11 protein-coding genes are annotated in these 17,040 nt (G+C 40.9%); 8 read left to right on the plus strand and 3 right to left on the minus strand.

Annotation, left to right across the window (positions count from 1 at the left end; genetic code table 11):
- The 8 genes from ACBR23_RS18940 to ACBR23_RS18975 all read left to right on the plus strand — a co-directional run.
- A partial coding sequence (locus tag ACBR23_RS18940) for a transposase (protein WP_371117715.1) occupies positions 1 to 313 on the plus strand: 313 nt, incomplete at its 5' end.
- 14 nt (positions 314 to 327) lie between these two features.
- On the plus strand, positions 328 to 2,250 hold the full coding sequence (locus ACBR23_RS18945; protein ID WP_371120255.1) for an ATP-binding protein: 1,923 nt from the start codon (positions 328 to 330) through the stop codon (positions 2,248 to 2,250).
- 59 nt (positions 2,251 to 2,309) lie between these two features.
- Positions 2,310 to 2,711, plus strand: a complete 402-nt coding sequence (locus ACBR23_RS18950; protein ID WP_341735621.1) for a response regulator — start codon at positions 2,310 to 2,312, stop codon at positions 2,709 to 2,711.
- Positions 2,708 to 5,893 (plus strand): PAS domain S-box protein, encoded by a 3,186-nt coding sequence (locus ACBR23_RS18955; RefSeq protein WP_371120254.1) that lies wholly within the window; start codon positions 2,708 to 2,710, stop codon positions 5,891 to 5,893. The genes ACBR23_RS18950 and ACBR23_RS18955 overlap by 4 nt, the downstream gene beginning before the upstream one ends.
- 95 nt (positions 5,894 to 5,988) lie before the next feature.
- Positions 5,989 to 7,929, plus strand: coding sequence for a response regulator (locus ACBR23_RS18960; RefSeq protein ID WP_371117710.1), 1,941 nt, complete (start codon positions 5,989 to 5,991; stop codon positions 7,927 to 7,929).
- Positions 7,930 to 9,435 carry an ATP-binding protein gene (locus ACBR23_RS18965; RefSeq protein WP_341735618.1) on the plus strand — a complete coding sequence of 502 codons (1,506 nt, stop codon included), beginning with the start codon at positions 7,930 to 7,932 and terminating at the stop codon, positions 9,433 to 9,435.
- Between the two features lie 555 nt (positions 9,436 to 9,990).
- Entirely contained in the window at positions 9,991 to 10,446 is a 456-nt protein-coding gene (locus tag ACBR23_RS18970; RefSeq protein ID WP_371120253.1) for a response regulator, read from the plus strand.
- A 186-nt stretch (positions 10,447 to 10,632) separates the two neighbouring features.
- Positions 10,633 to 12,327 carry a diguanylate cyclase domain-containing protein gene (locus ACBR23_RS18975; protein WP_341735616.1) on the plus strand — a complete coding sequence of 565 codons (1,695 nt, stop codon included), beginning with the start codon at positions 10,633 to 10,635 and terminating at the stop codon, positions 12,325 to 12,327.
- A gap of 34 nt (positions 12,328 to 12,361) precedes the next feature.
- On the opposite strand, the gene ACBR23_RS18980 is transcribed toward ACBR23_RS18975, so the two are convergent.
- From ACBR23_RS18980 to ACBR23_RS18990, 3 genes are all read right to left on the minus strand, one after another.
- On the minus strand, positions 12,362 to 14,836 hold the full coding sequence (locus ACBR23_RS18980; RefSeq protein WP_371117708.1) for a PAS domain S-box protein: 2,475 nt from the start codon (positions 14,834 to 14,836) through the stop codon (positions 12,362 to 12,364).
- A gap of 110 nt (positions 14,837 to 14,946) precedes the next feature.
- The gene (locus ACBR23_RS18985) at positions 14,947 to 15,702 is read right to left on the minus strand and encodes a PAS domain-containing protein (protein ID WP_371117707.1); all 756 of its coding nucleotides are present in this window, start codon (positions 15,700 to 15,702) and stop codon (positions 14,947 to 14,949) included.
- Between the two features lie 135 nt (positions 15,703 to 15,837).
- Complete coding sequence (locus tag ACBR23_RS18990; RefSeq protein WP_341735613.1) at positions 15,838 to 17,037, minus strand: response regulator; 1,200 nt, start codon at positions 17,035 to 17,037, stop codon at positions 15,838 to 15,840.
- Positions 17,038 to 17,040: the final 3 nt, after the last annotated feature.

Here is a 17,040-nt window from a genome sequence, read left to right on the forward strand (position 1 = left end):
AGACTGCGCCAACCGTTATTTCCTGAGCTTTGTTGTAGAGATTAATTCCGATATTGTCGAAGCTAAAAACCACAGCATCGGCATCGATCTGGGTATTAAAACCTTTGCAGTGATGAGCGACGGAAGAGCGGCTAAAAGTCCAAGCTACAAACAGTTAGACCGAAAAATTCGCAGACTGCAACGCAAGTTGGCAAGGCAGCCCAAAGACTCAAAGCGCCGCAACAAAACTCGCATTCAGATTTTGATACCCATAACTTGCCAAAAGAGGCGATCGACCCCCCACAGCAAGCGCAGGGTCGTGACACACTCTTGAATAGGGCGGTCAGGATGATTCAGACCCCAGACAGTTGTATTTTAATCGCTCAACAGCCACAATTGCTGGCTATGTTTAGAAAAAACGATATTGTAAAAACAATTGCTAGCAAAATACCTCTTTTAGATGTGGCTATATATTTAACCAGGCTTGTGATGCAAAGTACCTTGCAGCCAACCTTAGATCCACCAAAAATGCAAGGGAAAGTCAAGGTTTTGCAGCCCATAGTTGCCGAAAAAAACCAGGAGTCGATCGCAGTGAACGAACAATTGCAAAAAGAAACGAGCCCAAGCCTAGAAATAGCAGAAGATTTACGGCTTTTAAATGAAAATTTAGAAGCACAAATTAAGCAGCGAACTTTAGAATTAATCAGTGCCAACAATCAATTGAAATCCGAAATACAAGAGCGTGCCGCCGCAGAAGCCGAAGTGCGACGTCTCAATGCCGAACTCGAACAACGAGTCCTGGAACGCACCGCTGAGCTAGCATTGAGCAACGAAAAATTGCAGCAAGAAATTAACGATCGCCAATTGCTCGAAGCAAAGTTGCACTTTTCTGAAAATAAAGTCCGCGCCGTGTTTGAAGCGATGACAGACATCGTACTCGTCCTCGATAGCCAAGGGAATATAGAAGTTTTGCCGACAAATACGGCGGGGTTTGCCGAAGCAGATAGCGATATTGTCAGCCTCACCATAGAACATTTTTTTGACGACGAAAACCCCGATGATTGGTGGATGTTAATTCAACAAGTTTTAAAGACTGAGCAAACACTTAATTTCGACTACAGCTTCACAGTGGGCGATCGCGAACTGTGGTTTACAGCCTGTATTTCTATGTTTTCCAAAGATGCGGTGATTTGGGTAGCCCGCAATATTAGCGATCGCAAACTAGCGGAGTCTGTTTTATCAAAAAGAAATGAAGAACTCGCTAACACTCTTCAAGAACTCAAGCGCACCCAAAAAGAACTGGTTCAATCCGAAAAAATGGCTGCTTTGGGACAGCTAATAGCCGGAGTTGCTCACGAAATCAATTCTCCTCTGGGTGCAATTCGATCATCTGTGCAGAATATCGGCGAATTCTGGGCAGAAAATCTGGCTCAGTTACCAAAATTTTTCCAGCAACTGTCCCTAGAACGCCTGGAGGATTTCTTTGCTCTCCTAAACAGATCCAGTCAAGAACAAGATACATTATCTAGCAAAGAAAAACGTCAATTAAAAAAAGCAGTACAACGCCAGTTAGAAACCGAAGGAATTGAAAGCGCTGACAGCCTTGCTTGTACTTTATTGGATATCGGTATTGGCAGTGATATAGCACCTTTTTTAGATTTATTTAAAGCTCCCGATAAACACCAAATTTTACAAACAGCTTATCAATTTGCTACAGTACAAAAAAGCACTAAAAATATCGCGACAGCGATAGATAGGGCGGCGAAAATAGTCTTTGCTTTAAAAAGCTACGCTCGCTATGACCAATCGGGGACCAAGGTCATCGCTAAGATCACGGACGGTATAGAAACAGTATTGACCCTTTACCATTATCAAATCAAACACGGAGTAGAAGTAATTAGAAACTATGATACTAATTTACCTTATGTGTTATGCTATCCTGATGAACTAAATCAAGTCTGGACCAATTTAGTTCACAATGCTTTACAAGCGATGGATAATAAAGGAGTGTTAAAAATTGATGTCAGGTACCGAAATAATGCAGTCTCAGTTAGCATTACCGACAGTGGCAAAGGTATTCCCCCAGAAATTATGCCCCGAATTTTCGAGCCTTTCTTTACCACTAAACCTCCTGGGGAAGGTAGTGGCTTGGGATTGGATATAGTTCTGAAAATTATTGACAAACATGAAGGTAAACTGCAAGTAGAAAGTGTACCTGGTAAAACGACATTTAGTGTATCCTTACCAGTGTCCACCACCGACGGTAATTAAGGAGAAAAAATTTTATGGGCAAATCCACAATTTTCATAAAATCACAGGGATAAAAGTTTATGAGAAAACCAGTAATTTTGTGTGTTGACGATGAAACAGTTGTTTTAAACAGTTTAAAAATCCAATTAAAAAAAGAATTTGGGGATACTTACCTTTATGAAATAGCAGAAAATGCCGATGAAGCTATGGAAATTATTCAGGAAATTGAAGAAGAAGCCGAAGCCAGTCATATTTTGGTAATCGTATCTGACTGGTTAATGCCCGGTATTAAAGGAGATGAATTTTTGATAGATGTCCACAAAAAATATCCGAACATTGTGAAAGTCATCTTGACCGGTCAAGCCGATGCCTTAGCCATAGAACGGGTAAAAAAACAAGCAAATTTGCACCGATGTTTATATAAACCCTGGGATGGCAAAGAATTAGTAGAAACAATAAAATCTGGTTTAGCAAAAGCATGAACAACAAACCTGTGATTATTTGTGTCGATGACGAACCTATAATCCTTGAAAGTTTAAAGATTGAGTTAAAAAAAGCCCTCGGAGAAGAACATTTATTAGAAACTGCTGAAGGTGGCGAAGACGCTTTGGAATTGGCCGAGGAACTGCTTGCAGAGGGAAGTGAAATTGTGGCGGTGATTTCCGACTATTTGATGCCTAATATCAAAGGGGACGAGTTACTAAAACAGATTCACCGCATTTCACCAAAAACTATCAAAATTATGCTGACAGGACAAGCAGACCTGGAAGCAGTAGCGAATACTATTAAACACGCCAAATTGTACCGCTACATAGCGAAACCTTGGCAGTCAGAAGACTTGAAGTTGACCGTAAAAGAAGCGATTAATAGCTATTTTATGGAAAAACAATTAGCGGAACAAAACACTAAACTACAAAAATTAAATCAAGAATTAGAAAGTTTAGTAGAAGAACGGACTGCACAATTGCGTTTTTCGGAAGAAAAGTTTGCTAAAGCTTTTCGTTCTTCTCCTAATCCAATTACGATTACCAGACTTAAAGATGGCAGCCACCTGGAAATCAATGATGCTTTTTGCCAAACCATAGGTTATTCGGCAGCCGAAATAATTGGTAGAACTGCTCTTGACTTGAATATTTGGGTCAGCCAAGAAGCTAGAAACAACTTATTTTTAATCTTAAAAGAAAAAGAAATAGTACGTAATTATGAGTTGAATTTTAGAAATAAAAAAGGTGACATAAGAACGGCTTTATTGTCAGCAGAAATAATTGAAATTAATAATGAAACCTGCGTAATTTCTGTGAGTCAGGATATTAGCGATCGCAAATTAGCAGAAGAAAAACTCCGGGCTTTAGCTACTTCTCTCGCCGCAGCCCAAAGACTGGCCCACGTCGGCAATTGGGAATGGGATTTGTCCACAAACACAACTATTTGGTCCGAAGAATTATCCCGCATTTTTGGTCTGGATTCAAGCCAGCCAGCACCCACAGTAGCTGAGTTTGCTCAATACGTTCATCCAGACGATCTAGAAAAGTGGCAAAGCAGCATCAATGCTGCGATGACTACTGGGGAACCATACACGTTGGAATATCGAATTTTGCAGCCGGAATCAATAATTACCGATGGTAATTTACCTTCCCAAACCAATCAAGGAAGCTTCATTCGCTACATCGAAGCCAGAGGAGAACCAGTGGTAAACCCGCAAGGAGAAGTGACAAATATCTTCACAACATTGATGGATATTACTCTGCGCAAGTTGGCAGAAATAGCCCTGGTTGAAAGTGAAGAAAAATATCGGCACTTAGTCGAAACTTCGCAAGATATCATTTGGTCTTGCGATGCGACAGGACACCTTACTTTTGTCAACCAAGCAGTAAAACAGATTTATGGTTATGAACCTGAAGAAATGATTGGTTGTTCTTTTAGCGATTTTTTTGCACCGGAATCAACAGCTCCCGATTTGGAACTTCAGCAGTATTTATTGACTGGTAATTCAGTATTTCAGTATGAAAGTATTGTATTAGGTAAAGATGGCAGAATAATTGATATAAATACCAAGGCGATCGCCCATTTAAACTCCGAAGGAAATGTCATGGGTGCGACAGGTACTGCCAGTGATATTACGGAAAGAAAACAAGCAGAAATAACTTTGCGGCAAGCCAAAGAAGAAGCGGACAGAGCAAATAAAGCTAAAAGTGAGTTTCTCTCGAATATGAGTCATGAATTGCGTACTCCTCTCAACGCGATTCTGGGTTTCAGTCAACTGCTATCTCGCGACACAGGCTTGGGTGAAGAGCAACAGCAATACTTAAGTATTATCATCCGCAGCGCCGAACATTTGCTGATTTTAATTAATAATATTTTGCAAATGTCAAAAATTGAAGTGGGTCTGGTGACAGTTAACAACAGCACTTTCGATCTGCAAAAAATGCTGAATAATACAGAAGAAATGCTGAAAATGCAAGCACAAAAAAAAGGATTGCAGTTAATTTTTGATTGTGCACATAATTTGCCTAAATATATAGAAACAGACGAAAGTAAATTGCGTCAGATTTTGATTAATATTATTGGTAATGCCCTCAAGTTTACCTCGGAGGGTGGGGTGAATTTAAGGATTAAACATGAAATATTAAACAGCGAGTATACACTTACTAATTCACCACAGATTAATGATTGCTGTTTGCTATTTGAAGTAGAGGACACGGGACCGGGAATTTCTCCTGAAGAAATGGATAGTTTATTTAAACCTTTTGCACAAACTGAAAGCGGGAGAAAAGCTCAAGAAGGAACTGGTTTGGGCTTGCCAATCAGCAAACAGTTTGTGAATTTAATGGGAGGGGAAATGAGTGTGGTGAGCACTGTGGGTGAGGGCAGCATTTTTAAGTTTGATATTAAAGTTTCTCTCCCTGATACAGTGGAAATTCAGATAACCCAAACAGCTCGTCGTGTCGTCGGTATTGAGCCGGGACAGCCGGAATACCGAATTTTGGCTGTTGACGATCGCCTGGAAAGTCGCTTATTGCTAGTGAGAATGCTTTCATCTTTGGGTTTTGCGGTTCGGGAAGCGGAAAATGGGGTTCAGGCGATCGAGGTTTGGTCGAGTTGGGAACCTCATCTGATTTGGATGGATATGCGGATGCCCGTGATGGATGGTTATGAAGCTACGAAACGGATCAAAGCGCATTTGAAAGGTCAAGCCACCGTAATTATTGCTTTGACGGCTAGTGCTTTTGATGAGGAGCGATCGGTGATTTTGTCTGTGGGTTGCGATGATTTTGTCGCGAAGCCTTTTCGAGAGCAGGTGATTCTGGAAAAGATGGCAAAATATCTGGGAGTCCGCTATGTTTACGATCGCGAACTTGCGGGTAATTCTCACGGTAGCCAGTCTGCTGGGGGTTTGTTTAGTGGCGAAATGGGTGAAAATGAAAATATGGGAACAGCGGATTTACCTTTTACGCTGAGTGCTTCGTCCTTTGAAGTGATGCCTGGTGAATGGATTGATAAATTGTATGAGGCGGCGGAAGAAGTGGACAATGATTGGATTTTCCGGTTAATTTTGGCGATTCCTCCTATTCATGCTAATTTCGGCAGCGCGATCGCAGAACTGGCTAATAACTTCCGGTGCGATCGGATTATTGATTTAATTGAAGAATTGAGAAATTATTAAAATTAGAAATATGCCAGAATAATTACAGCTTGTGCTATGATATCCAATTGATAACTTTTTTATACTGGCAATTACATAACAAAAATCAACAATCGATGACTCAAAATATTACCAAAGAGAATAGAGGCAACATATTAATTGTTGACGACACTCCAGAAAATTTGCACGTTTTATCAGCCACACTGTTAGATCGCGGATATAAAGTTCGGGGCGTAATCAATGGTAAAATGGCAATTAGAGCTGCCAAATCTGGTTCTCCCGATCTAATTTTACTCGATATCAAAATGCCGGAGATGAACGGCTACGAAGTCTGTGCCAAACTCAAAGCCGATGGGGAAACAGCAGAAATTCCTGTGATTTTTATTAGCGCTTTAGATGAAGTTTTAGATAAAGTAAAAGCCTTTCAAATTGGTGGGGTGGATTACATCACCAAACCATTTCAGGTAGAAGAAGTTTTAGCAAGAGTTGAACACCAACTGACTATAAAAAGATTACAAAAAGAACTAATCGCTCGCAATAATCAACTGCAAAAAGAAATAGTTGAACGCAAAAAAGCCGAAGAACAAGCAGCCGCAGCTTCTCAAGCAAAAAGTCAATTTGTTGCCAATATGAGCCACGAATTAAGGACTCCCCTGAATGCGATTCTGGGTTTTAGTCAAGTAATGAGTCGTGATTCTTTACTGAGTAATGAAAATATCGAAAATCTCAGAATCATTAACCGTAGCGGTCAACATTTGCTGGAATTAATTAATGATGTTTTAGACTTGTCAAAAATTGAAGCTGGGATAGTTGCCTTAGATGAAAGTAGTTTTGATTTGTATCAACTCTTAGACACTTTGGAAGAGATGTTTCAAATCAAAGCGGAAACTAAAAATTTGCACCTCAAATTTTCCGTGCAATCCCAGGTTCCCCAATATATTAAAACCGATGAAAAAAAACTGCGCGTCTGCTTAATTAATCTGCTGGGAAATTCCATAAAATTTACTGAAAACGGTGGTGAAATTTTGCTAAGAGTGGGTCTGGAAACAGTTCCATTCCAGTCAGAAGAAACAGAAATTGATTCTAACTCGATTTCCAACGAACGATGTGTAATATTTTTTGAGGTTCAAGACACGGGAGTTGGCATAGCAGCCGAAGAAATGGAGACTTTATTTAATGCTTTTGTGCAAACTGAAGCGGGGAAAAAAGCTGCTGACGGCACGGGTTTGGGTTTAAATATTACCAAAAAATACGTGGAAATTATGGGGGGTAATATTGAAGTAAGTAGTATTTTAGGTGAGGGAACTACTTTTAAATTTAATATTAAACTATGTGCGGTGGCTCCCTCAGAAGTAAATATCACGAGATTGCAACGGGTGCTGGGGCTAGAACCAGAGCAGCCAATTTATCGAATTTTAGCAGTGGATGATAATACTGAAAATCGACTGCTGCTAATTAAAATGCTCGCACCCATTGGCTTTGAAGTCAGAGAAGCTGAAAATGGTAGACAAGCAATTGAAATCTGGGAAAATTGGCAGCCGGATTTAATCTGGCTGGATACGCGAATGCCAGTAATGAATGGTTTTGAAACTGTGGCAGAAATTAGAGCTAGGGAGACAAATACTCGATCGCATACTGTAGTTATTGCTCTGACTGCTAGCATTTTTGAGGAAAGAAGAGGCGAAATTATCGCAGCAGGCTGCGACGATTTTGTGCGTAAACCTTTTCAAGAACAAATCATTTTTGACAAGATTGCTCACTATTTGGGAGTGCGCTATATTTATCAAGAGTTGTCTGTACCTTTTGGGGTGGGAGGGAGGCGTTATTTGAACGGCGAAAAACCCGATTCATTTTTTTTACCACTGTTGGCAGAGATGCCTAAAAGTTGGTTAGAGGAACTGGACGAAGCTGCTAATGATGTTAATGAAGAGTTGGTGATTCAAGTTGTCGATCGCATTTCCGAAAGTCATCCAACTTTAGCTAATGCTTTAAAAGATTTACTTGAGGATTACCGACTTGACAGAATAGTGAATTTAACTCAATCAATTTTAGAATAAATGGATAATAGCGGAATTAAAATATTGATGGTTGACGATCAACCGATTAATCTGCGTTTTTTATCTAATTTACTAAGCTCTCATGGCTATCAAGTTTACAGAGCTATTTCTGGACAACTAGCTTTGAATGCTGCCATCGCCTATGCTCCTGATTTGATTTTGTTGGATATCCGAATGCCAGAAATGGACGGATATGAAGTCTGTGAGAGGCTAAAAAAAATACCAGAAACAGCGCAGATTCCGGTGATTTTTTTAAGCGTGTTAGATGATATTAACGATAAAATAGAAGCTTTTCGAGTGGGCGGATTAGACTACATTACTAAACCTTTTCAAGTGGAAGAAATTTTAGCAAGAATCGAAAAGCAAATTGATTTACAAAAACTGCAACAGCAATTAAAAAAGCAAAATGTTCAACTGCAACAGTCGCAATTATTGCTAGCAAGCGTCTTGAATAGTTCCCTAGACGGTGTGGTAGCTTTTTCTGCTGTTCGCAACAGTCAGGGAAATATTGTTGATTTCAAATGGATTTTGCTGAACCGGGCTGCGGAAAAAATGCTGAGTATGGTGTCTCAGGATTTAATAGGAAAGTATTTGTTAGAAGAAATTCCTCAAGTCTGCAAAAATGGTCTATTTGATGTCTACGTTTCTGTGGTAGAAACAGGAGAAACTTTAGAGCGAGAATTTTATTACGAACACAATCGCAAATTCAGTGCTTGGCTGCACATTGTCGCTGTCAAATTAAATGACGGTTTGGCTGTCACATTTCGGGATATTAGCGAACGCAAACAAGCAGAAATTTCTCTCACTCGCTATGCTCAAGAATTAAGTCGATCTAATGCAGAATTACAACAGTTTGCTTATATTGCTTCCCATGATTTGCAAGCACCTTTGGGAACGATTTCGGGTTACGCTAAATTATTAGAAAGGCGCTGTCAAGACCAATTTGATTCTCAAACTTATAAATTTATTAGTAATATAATTAGTTCTTGTACAAGGATGCAAAACTTGATTGATGATTTACTGGAATATTCACGAATTGGCAGAAGCCAGAAACCTTTTGGCTTGACTGATTGCAATTTAGTTTTTGAGGATGCTTGTGCTAATTTACAGTGGGCTATTCGTAAGAATCAAGCTATTGTTAGTAGGGCGGATTTGCCGATGGTTGTGGCTGATAGTTGTCAATTAGTGCAACTATTTCAGAATTTAATTGGCAATGCTATTAAGTACCGGGGGGGCGATCGACCGATGGTTCACGTAAGTGTTTCCCGACAGGGGGATAACTGGCTGTTTTCTGTAGAGGACAACGGTATTGGTATTGCAGAACAGTATCAGGAGAGTATTTTTCAGATTTTTCAGCGCTTGCATACTCAAAAAAACTATTCGGGAACGGGTATTGGTTTGGCGATTTGTAAAAAAATTGTCGATCGCCACGGCGGTCGCATTTGGGTGCAATCAGTACCCAATCGAGGAGCGATTTTTTATTTTTGTCTTCCTGTAGGGGAGTGAAGGTAGAAGTTATAAGCTATAAGCTATAAGCTGCTGCGGTTTGGCTCCCCTTAAAAATCCGGATGGAGGAAGCAACAGAAAGGAAATAGTAATTTATTTAGTGATTTTGGGGGATTATTTATATTTACTTTACAGAATTGCGATCAAAATGTAGCATATTTACTGATGACAAAAAACAAATAAAGAGTTCATAATCAATTTATTAACTCAAATCTTGTAAAAGTTAAACATCAGCGGTGCACGGCATAATTTTCAATTTATTTCAACTGTATCGAGAGTATCTGACTTTCCCCTACAGTAATTTAGAGTATATTTCGGAGGCAAGCCTTGGCGATAGTTCTAGTTGTGTGGGTTGTGCATTTTTTAAAGAAATGCTAAGTGAAACAAGCATTAATGACAAAGGTTTGCCTGCAAGGCAAACAAAAGAATTTTTGCTACACACACTCAGCCTGGTTGGTCAAACCAGCAAAATTAGGACAACAGATATTGGCATATCCTCGGATATTTGTGCAATTTATACCAGGTCACAGCATTCGTTGGTAGTGAGTCAAAGCAGTGAATAATCAAAACAAAACATTCACTATTTTAATGGCTAATGATGACGAAGATACCCGCTTTTTCGTGCAGGAATCACTCCGAGAGATTCCCATAGCAATTAGAATCGAATTTGTGGAAAATGGGGAACAAATGCTAGACTATTTATACTGTCGCGGCTCCTATGCTGAGGCTAGCAATTGGCGCTTCCCCGACCTGATACTTTTAGATCTGAATATGCCGAGGCTTGACGGGCCAGAAGCACTAACTTTGATTAGATCGGACCCCGACTTGCAACATCTCCCGGTCGTGATACTGACTACATCGCAAAGCAGCGGAGATATTTTGCTTTGTTACCGCTTGGGTGCGAATTCTTTCATATCCAAACCAGTGACTTTTGAAGGATTGGTTGAAGTAATGAAGACTTTGTGTCAGTATTGGTTTGAAATCGTTTCGCTCCCGTCGGAGGCTCTATAAGCTAAGTTGTAGGGGTAAGGATTCGGGGAATTAATCTCTGAGTAAAGCCCAAAGTTTTCTGCCCCCATCCAATTTTCCCTAGGGGAGGTTTCCAAAAATGAGATGGTTTCTATTGCTAGTGGCTATGTCGGTTATTAGTTAGAATTTCTAAATAGTTGTTGTCAACCCGCTCGAATTGCTATAGTTGTGTTAACGTCTAACCACTCGATAAAAGTTTTGTTGGTGGAGGATAACCTCGCAGATGCGACTCTGATTGAAGACCTTTTAGGGTCATTCAGTGACGCTACATTTCTTCTTGAAATTGTTAAGTCTATGGAGCAGGGAATACAATGTCTGCAAACAGCAGAGTTTGATGCCATACTATTAGATTTGTCCGTGGAAGATTGTTTGGAGGGAAGCGATCCGATCGCGATGCTGAAAGCCCGATCGCCCACAGTGCCAATTGTGGTACTAACAGATATGAATGATGAACATACGGCACTGTCAGTATTGCGATCGGGCGCTCAAGATTGTTTGGTGAAGGGCAGATTTCATAGAACTCTTCTGGTGCGGGCAATCCACTATGCGATCGAACGGCAACGCATAGAGGAACAATTGCGACAACAAGCCCAAAGAGAGCGACTTTTGGCTAAAATGATCGAAAATATTCGATCGTCCATCGACGTTACAAGTATTCTCCACAGTACCGTGGCAGAAGTACGTCAATTTCTGAAAACAGACCGGGTTTTAATTTATCGCTGTCACAATTCTGGGACACAACTCGACAGCGAAGAGCAAAAATGTGAGATTGTCGCAGGTGACGGATTGCCACAAGGTTATATTGAAAACCAAAATATTTGTTCTGCTTTGGCGGTATCCTGTCTTTTTTTGGCGGAGTCTCAGTCGGTACAAGCAATATCTGATGTGAGTGGGACGGAATTGACGGGTAGTTGTAAAAAATTGCTGACTGATTGTGAAATTGCAGCAGTTTTAAGCGTTCCAATTTGGCAATTTGAAGACAAGGAAGCGACAAAGAAAATATCTTCAGGCTCTAGGGGGGAAGAAGAACAAGAGGAGGATTATCCCGAAGATTTAATGACGCTGCTGTGTGGTGGGACACCGCAGAGAATGCTCAAAAATGAATCTGAGTCGGGTACAGAAAATAAAAATTATTTGTGGGGAATCCTGACAGCATATAATTGTACTGGAGCTAGGCAGTGGCAGGCATGGGAAATAGAATTTTTAACACATTTGGCAAATCAAGTGGCGATCGCGATCGAACAATCTGAACTTTACTGCAAGTTAGCAATTGCCAACCAAAAATTGCAGCAACTAGCAACTACAGACGCACTGACACGGATTGCTAACCGCCGCCAGTTCGATCGCATTTTGATGTTGGAGTGGCGTAGGCTAGCAAGAGAGGAATTGCCACTGTCTTTAATCCTGCTTGACATCGACTTTTTTAAATCTTACAACGACTTTTACGGGCATCTTGCCGGCGACGACTGCTTGTATCAAGTGGCTGGGGCGATCGCCTCTGCTGTCAAGCGGGCTGGAGATTTGCCAGCCCGTTATGGTGGCGAAGAATTTGCCGTACTACTACCCAACACTGGAGCCGAAGGAGCCCACGTTGTCGCCCGGACAATTTGCGATTGCCTCGATGCGCTAAAACTCCCCCACGCGCGATCGGAAATCGATCCCTACGTTACCCTCAGTTGTGGGATTGCTACCACGATTCCTGCTCCCGATCGCTCTCCCGACAGCCTAATTCACAGTGCTGACAGTGCTCTCTATCAAGCTAAAACTGAAGGCAAAAACCGCATTTGTCACGCCAGCAGCAACCCTCACTCCTCGGCTAACAAACCCCCAGATTTATCCCTAGAGTCCGTTTCTTCAATCTGAAATCTCAAATCCCTCGACTGTCTAAAATCTGAAATCACAAATCTAAAATCGCTTGACGAATCGGTATTTCGATCGCAAATTCTGTCCCCACCCCTAACTGAGAATTACACTCCAAAGTTCCGTGATGTTTTTCAACTACGATTTCATAACTAATAGCCAATCCCAATCCCGTACCTTTTCCCACAGGTTTCGTAGTAAAAAAAGGATCGAACAACCGCTGCTTTACTGATTCGGGAATGCCAGTACCGCTATCTGTAAACGTAATTCTCACCCGCTCCTCCTCCACAACTTCTGTGTGAATCTTAATTGTATAAACAGAGGATTTATCCTCGGCAGATTCCAGTTCTTTAGCCTTTTCTTCCAAAGCATCTATCGCATTGCTCAACAAGTTCATAAACACCTGATTTAATTGACCAGAGTAACATTCAACCAAGGGTAAATTGCCGTACTCTTTAATTAGCGAAATAGTAGCTTGTTCCCGTTTTTGCTTCAAACGGTGAGCCAAAATCATCAAAGTGCTGTCAATGCCTGCATGAATATTAACCGCCTTAAATTCTGCTTCGTCAAGGCGAGAAAAAGTCCGTAAAGATTTAACAATTTCCTGAATTCTCTCGGCTCCAACTTCCATGGAATCCAACAGCTTCGGCAAATCTTCACGGATAAAATCTAATTCGCATTCTTCAAGTTCTGCCTCAATTTCTGCCGTAGGTTTAGGGTAAGCTACACGGTAAAGTTCCAGAATTTTTAGCAAATCCTTGGTATAATCTTTGGCATAGGTAATATTACCAAAAATAAAACTGACAGGATTATTGATTTCGTGGGCGACTCCAGCAACCAATTGACCCAAGGAAGACATTTTTTCACTTTGGACGAGCTGTGCTTGGGTATTACCGAGAGTGTTAAAAGCTAATTCTAATTCCACTGCTTGTTCTCTGAGTCTAGCTTCGGATTCTCGCAGTGCCATTTCTGCTGCTGTGCGCTCGGTAACATCGACACCAATTCCCCAAAAATCCCAGCCGGGAACCGAAAATTCAGCGGAAATATTAGACCAAGCAATTGTTTTTACAGTCCCGTCAGCGGCCTGTATTTCTACTTCTAAATCTCGAAAATTATGTTCGAGTTTGACAACTTCTTTAAACACTTTTTGGCGGTATTGAAAATCCGGTATTAGTAGTTGTATTGCTTGCTGATTGGCGACCATTTCTGATGTACTGTAACCCAAAACTTGTTCGCATTCTCGGTTCCAGACTATGATATTGCGTTCGGCATCAACAGCGCTGAGCATGACTGGCATATTTTCGAGAATTAAGCGTAGCCTTGCTTCACTTTCCCTGAGAGCTTCTTCAACTCGCGCCCTCTCCGTGATGTCCACAGAAACAGCAATTAATCCTAGAATTTCTCCTTTTTCATCGAAGATTGGGGTGCCACGAGTTTCGTAAATGTGACCAGAGAATTCAGCCGACCAAATTTTTTCTTCGCCAGCCAAAACCAAATTAATATTTTCGATAATTTGGGGGTACTTTTCGTACAGTCCGTAAACCGATAAGCCCACTACTTGTGCTGGAACTAATCCTAAAGGTTCTAACCCTTTTCCTTCCGAAAGTGTAAAGATGCCTCGGCGGTCAATGCAAGACAAAATTATGGGTGCATTGTTGACAACGGCACGGAGGCGTTTTTGACTCATTTGCAGGGCTAATTCTGCTTGTTTGCGATCGGTAATATCGAGGGCCGCTCCGAATAATTTGATGACTTCCCCTTGATGGTTTTGGACAATTTGTCCCCAACCGATTAGATATCTCATTTCTCCGTTTAAACGGTAAATGCGGTGGTCAATTTCGTAGGGTTGGCGGTGGGCGATGGCGTCGTTTATAGTTTGTTGAAAGCGTTCTCTATCGTTAGGATGAATTTGTTGCACCAGTTCTGGATAACTTGGTGTTGGTGCGTTTATTTCTAGATCGTAAATTCTTTTTAATTCATCAGACCAAGTAACTTCGCCAGTAGTGAGGTCGAATTCCCAGTTGCCGATATGGGCAACTTTTTGAGTTTCTTCTAATTTTTGCTGGTATTCTAAGAGTTCGTTAGTGGCTTTTTTACGTCCGCTAATATCCGTCGCCGTACCTATAAATCCTTGAAATTTACCTGCTGGTGTCAATTTAGGAACTACTGTTTCTTCAATCCACCGATATTCGCCGTCGGCTCTTTTTAGGCGGTATTCTCTCTGGAATTTGCTAGGGGAATTCCCAGCAGTTGCATATATTTGTTCCCAGCTATCTAAATCTTCGGGGTGGATGTTTTGCGTCCATCCGCGGGCTGAAATTTGTTCCTGACTAAGCCCTGTAAATTCTGTCCACTGAGAATTAAAGTAATGACAATTGCTATCTGCATCTGCTATCCACAGCATGGTTGGTACTAGATCTGCCCACTCGCGCCAAGAATTTTCGCCGACATCTGAAAAATTGGCGATCGGGGCTTGTTTGGGTAGTTTAGCTTCCCTGGGAGAACCAGTCATAACTTGACAAGGGGTAAGTTGACATTTGCTGTTTTTATTGTGACACTGAGATGCAATTTCATGTAAAAAATTATCGGCTTTTCATAACCAATATATCAATCCAAATTCCTCTAGGTTAAATTTTGCTGGACTGGAATCTCAACCAAAAACTCCGAACCCTCTCCCACCGTGGAACTACAGCTCAATTTGCCACCATGTCGATCGACTATAATTGAATGAGAAAAAGTATACCTACGAGCTGGTCCTAAATTGCAGTGAATAAAGCTGATAGGATTATTTATTTCATGAGCTACACCAGCAACTAACTGCCCCAAACTTACCATTTTTTCATTTTGCACAAGCTGAGATTGAGTTGTTTTGAGCTGCTTAATTGCTGTTTCTAATTCTAGGGCTTTGGAACGTTCTCGCGCTTCCGATTCCTGCAAAGCAAACTCTGCTTGTTTGCGATCGCTAATATCTTGATGAGTGCCGTTCATCCGCAGTGGTGCGCCCCATTCGTCGTATTCTACTACCTTACCCAAAGCCATAATCCATTGCCAATTTCCCGATTTATTTAGCATCCTAAATTCAATTTTATAAATATCATTTTCCCCTTCAAAATATGAATTTAAAGCTGCCATCACCTTGACTTTATCTTCGGGATGTAGCAAATCTTCCCAATATTTAACATTATTTTCAATTTCATGTTCTTCATAACCAATCATTGCTTTCCACTGCGAGTCAAAATAAGTAGCGCCTGTAGCAATATTCCAATCCCACAGCCCCAGGGAGCTGCCAAACACTGCTAATTGCAATCTTTCTTGACTAAGTTTCAAGGCGGATTCTGTACGTTTTAGTTCTGTGAGATCGGCAATAATTGCCATCATTCCTATGGGTTGATTACTGCTTCCTTCCCCCCTTGGGGGGGATGACTTCTTCCTTCTTGGTTCCCCCCTTGGGGGGGGTAGGGGGGGTTCTTCTTCCTTCTTCCTTCTTGCTTCTGCCTCCTTCTGTCTTCAATCTTACTGCCGTTTTGGCAACACAACTGTAAATATGCTACCCTTGCCGAGATTACTGCTAATAGCAATCTCGCCCTTAAAAGGTTTTAGCAGTTCAATACAAGTATAAAGTCCCAGACCAGTTCCTGTGGGTTCACCCTCTTTTTGTTCCTCGCCTTTAGCGGGTTTTGATGTGTAAAAAGGATCGAATATTTTTGACAAATCTTCTGGTGCTATCCCGCATCCAGTATCCGCAATCTCCAGATAAATTTTCGATTCATCTTGTCGAGTCACAATAGTTAGTTCTCGGCTTTTTTTATCCCACATAGCATCCATTGCATTATTTATTAAGTTGTAAAATACTTGAGAAATATAGGAATAAATTAAGGGAATATTTTGCATTTTATCGTCATAAAAATATTTTTTCTTGATTTTATTTTTAAAATACAGATTTCCTTCCAATAGCTGAATCTCTCGCTGCACTAATTCGTTTATATTCACAGGCTGCAAATCTTGCTCTTGCTCCTTTCTGCTTTTCACCATCAGAGTGTCCATAATCTGATTGACTTTTGTGATGGCTTGTAAAATATACTTAGTGTAACTAAAAAACGAGTAGTCGTTAATTTTTGTGGCTTTTGTTTCAATGAGATCGACGCTAGTCTGCATAACTTGCAGCGGACTTTTCAAGTTGTGTACCATGCCCTGAGTCAAGCGACCGATGATGGCAGTTTTTTCTTGGTCGATGAGTTGCTTACTTTTTTGTTCGACAAGTCTTTCGAGATTTTGGTTGAGGTGAGCAAGCTCTTCGTTTTTTTCTTCGAGTTTTTTTTGTAAACTACGAATAGTCAAGTGAGTTTCAATTCGGCTCAATACTTCTTCGTGCTGGAACGGCTTAGTGATGTAATCAACTGCTCCTGTTTGAAAGCCTTTTACTTTGTCAAGGGTATCGGAAAGGGCGCTCATAAATATGATGGGAATGTCTTGCGTCGGCGGGTCTGCTTTCAAGCGACGGCAAGTTTCAAACCCGTCAATTCCCGGCATCATGATATCTAAAAGGATCAGGTCTGGATGGATATATTCAATTTGCTCGATCGCACTTTCGCCGTCCTGGGCTACTAATACCTTAAACCCATAATTTCTCAACAACTCGAAAAGTACATCCAGATTGGTCTGGTTGTCATCGACAATTAGTATAATGCTTCTTTCGGAATTTTTATCGTTCATATT

The organism is Microcoleus sp., assembly GCF_041354475.1.
GTDB lineage: Bacteria > Cyanobacteriota > Cyanobacteriia > Cyanobacteriales > Microcoleaceae > Microcoleus.

Bases quoted from the DNA above. Each gene is read 5' to 3' on its own strand.
- ACBR23_RS18965 (WP_341735618.1), top strand. From the start codon at position 7,930: ATGGATAATAGCGGAATTAAAATATTGATGGTTGACGATCAACCGATT.
- ACBR23_RS18945 (WP_371120255.1), top strand. From the start codon at position 328: ATGATTCAGACCCCAGACAGTTGTATTTTAATCGCTCAACAGCCACAA.
- ACBR23_RS18990 (WP_341735613.1), bottom strand. From the start codon at position 17,037: ATGAACGATAAAAATTCCGAAAGAAGCATTATACTAATTGTCGATGAC.
- ACBR23_RS18980 (WP_371117708.1), bottom strand. From the start codon at position 14,836: ATGACTGGTTCTCCCAGGGAAGCTAAACTACCCAAACAAGCCCCGATC.
- ACBR23_RS18985 (WP_371117707.1), bottom strand. From the start codon at position 15,702: ATGATGGCAATTATTGCCGATCTCACAGAACTAAAACGTACAGAATCC.
- ACBR23_RS18960 (WP_371117710.1), top strand. From the start codon at position 5,989: ATGACTCAAAATATTACCAAAGAGAATAGAGGCAACATATTAATTGTT.
- ACBR23_RS18955 (WP_371120254.1), top strand. From the start codon at position 2,708: ATGAACAACAAACCTGTGATTATTTGTGTCGATGACGAACCTATAATC.
- ACBR23_RS18950 (WP_341735621.1), top strand. From the start codon at position 2,310: ATGAGAAAACCAGTAATTTTGTGTGTTGACGATGAAACAGTTGTTTTA.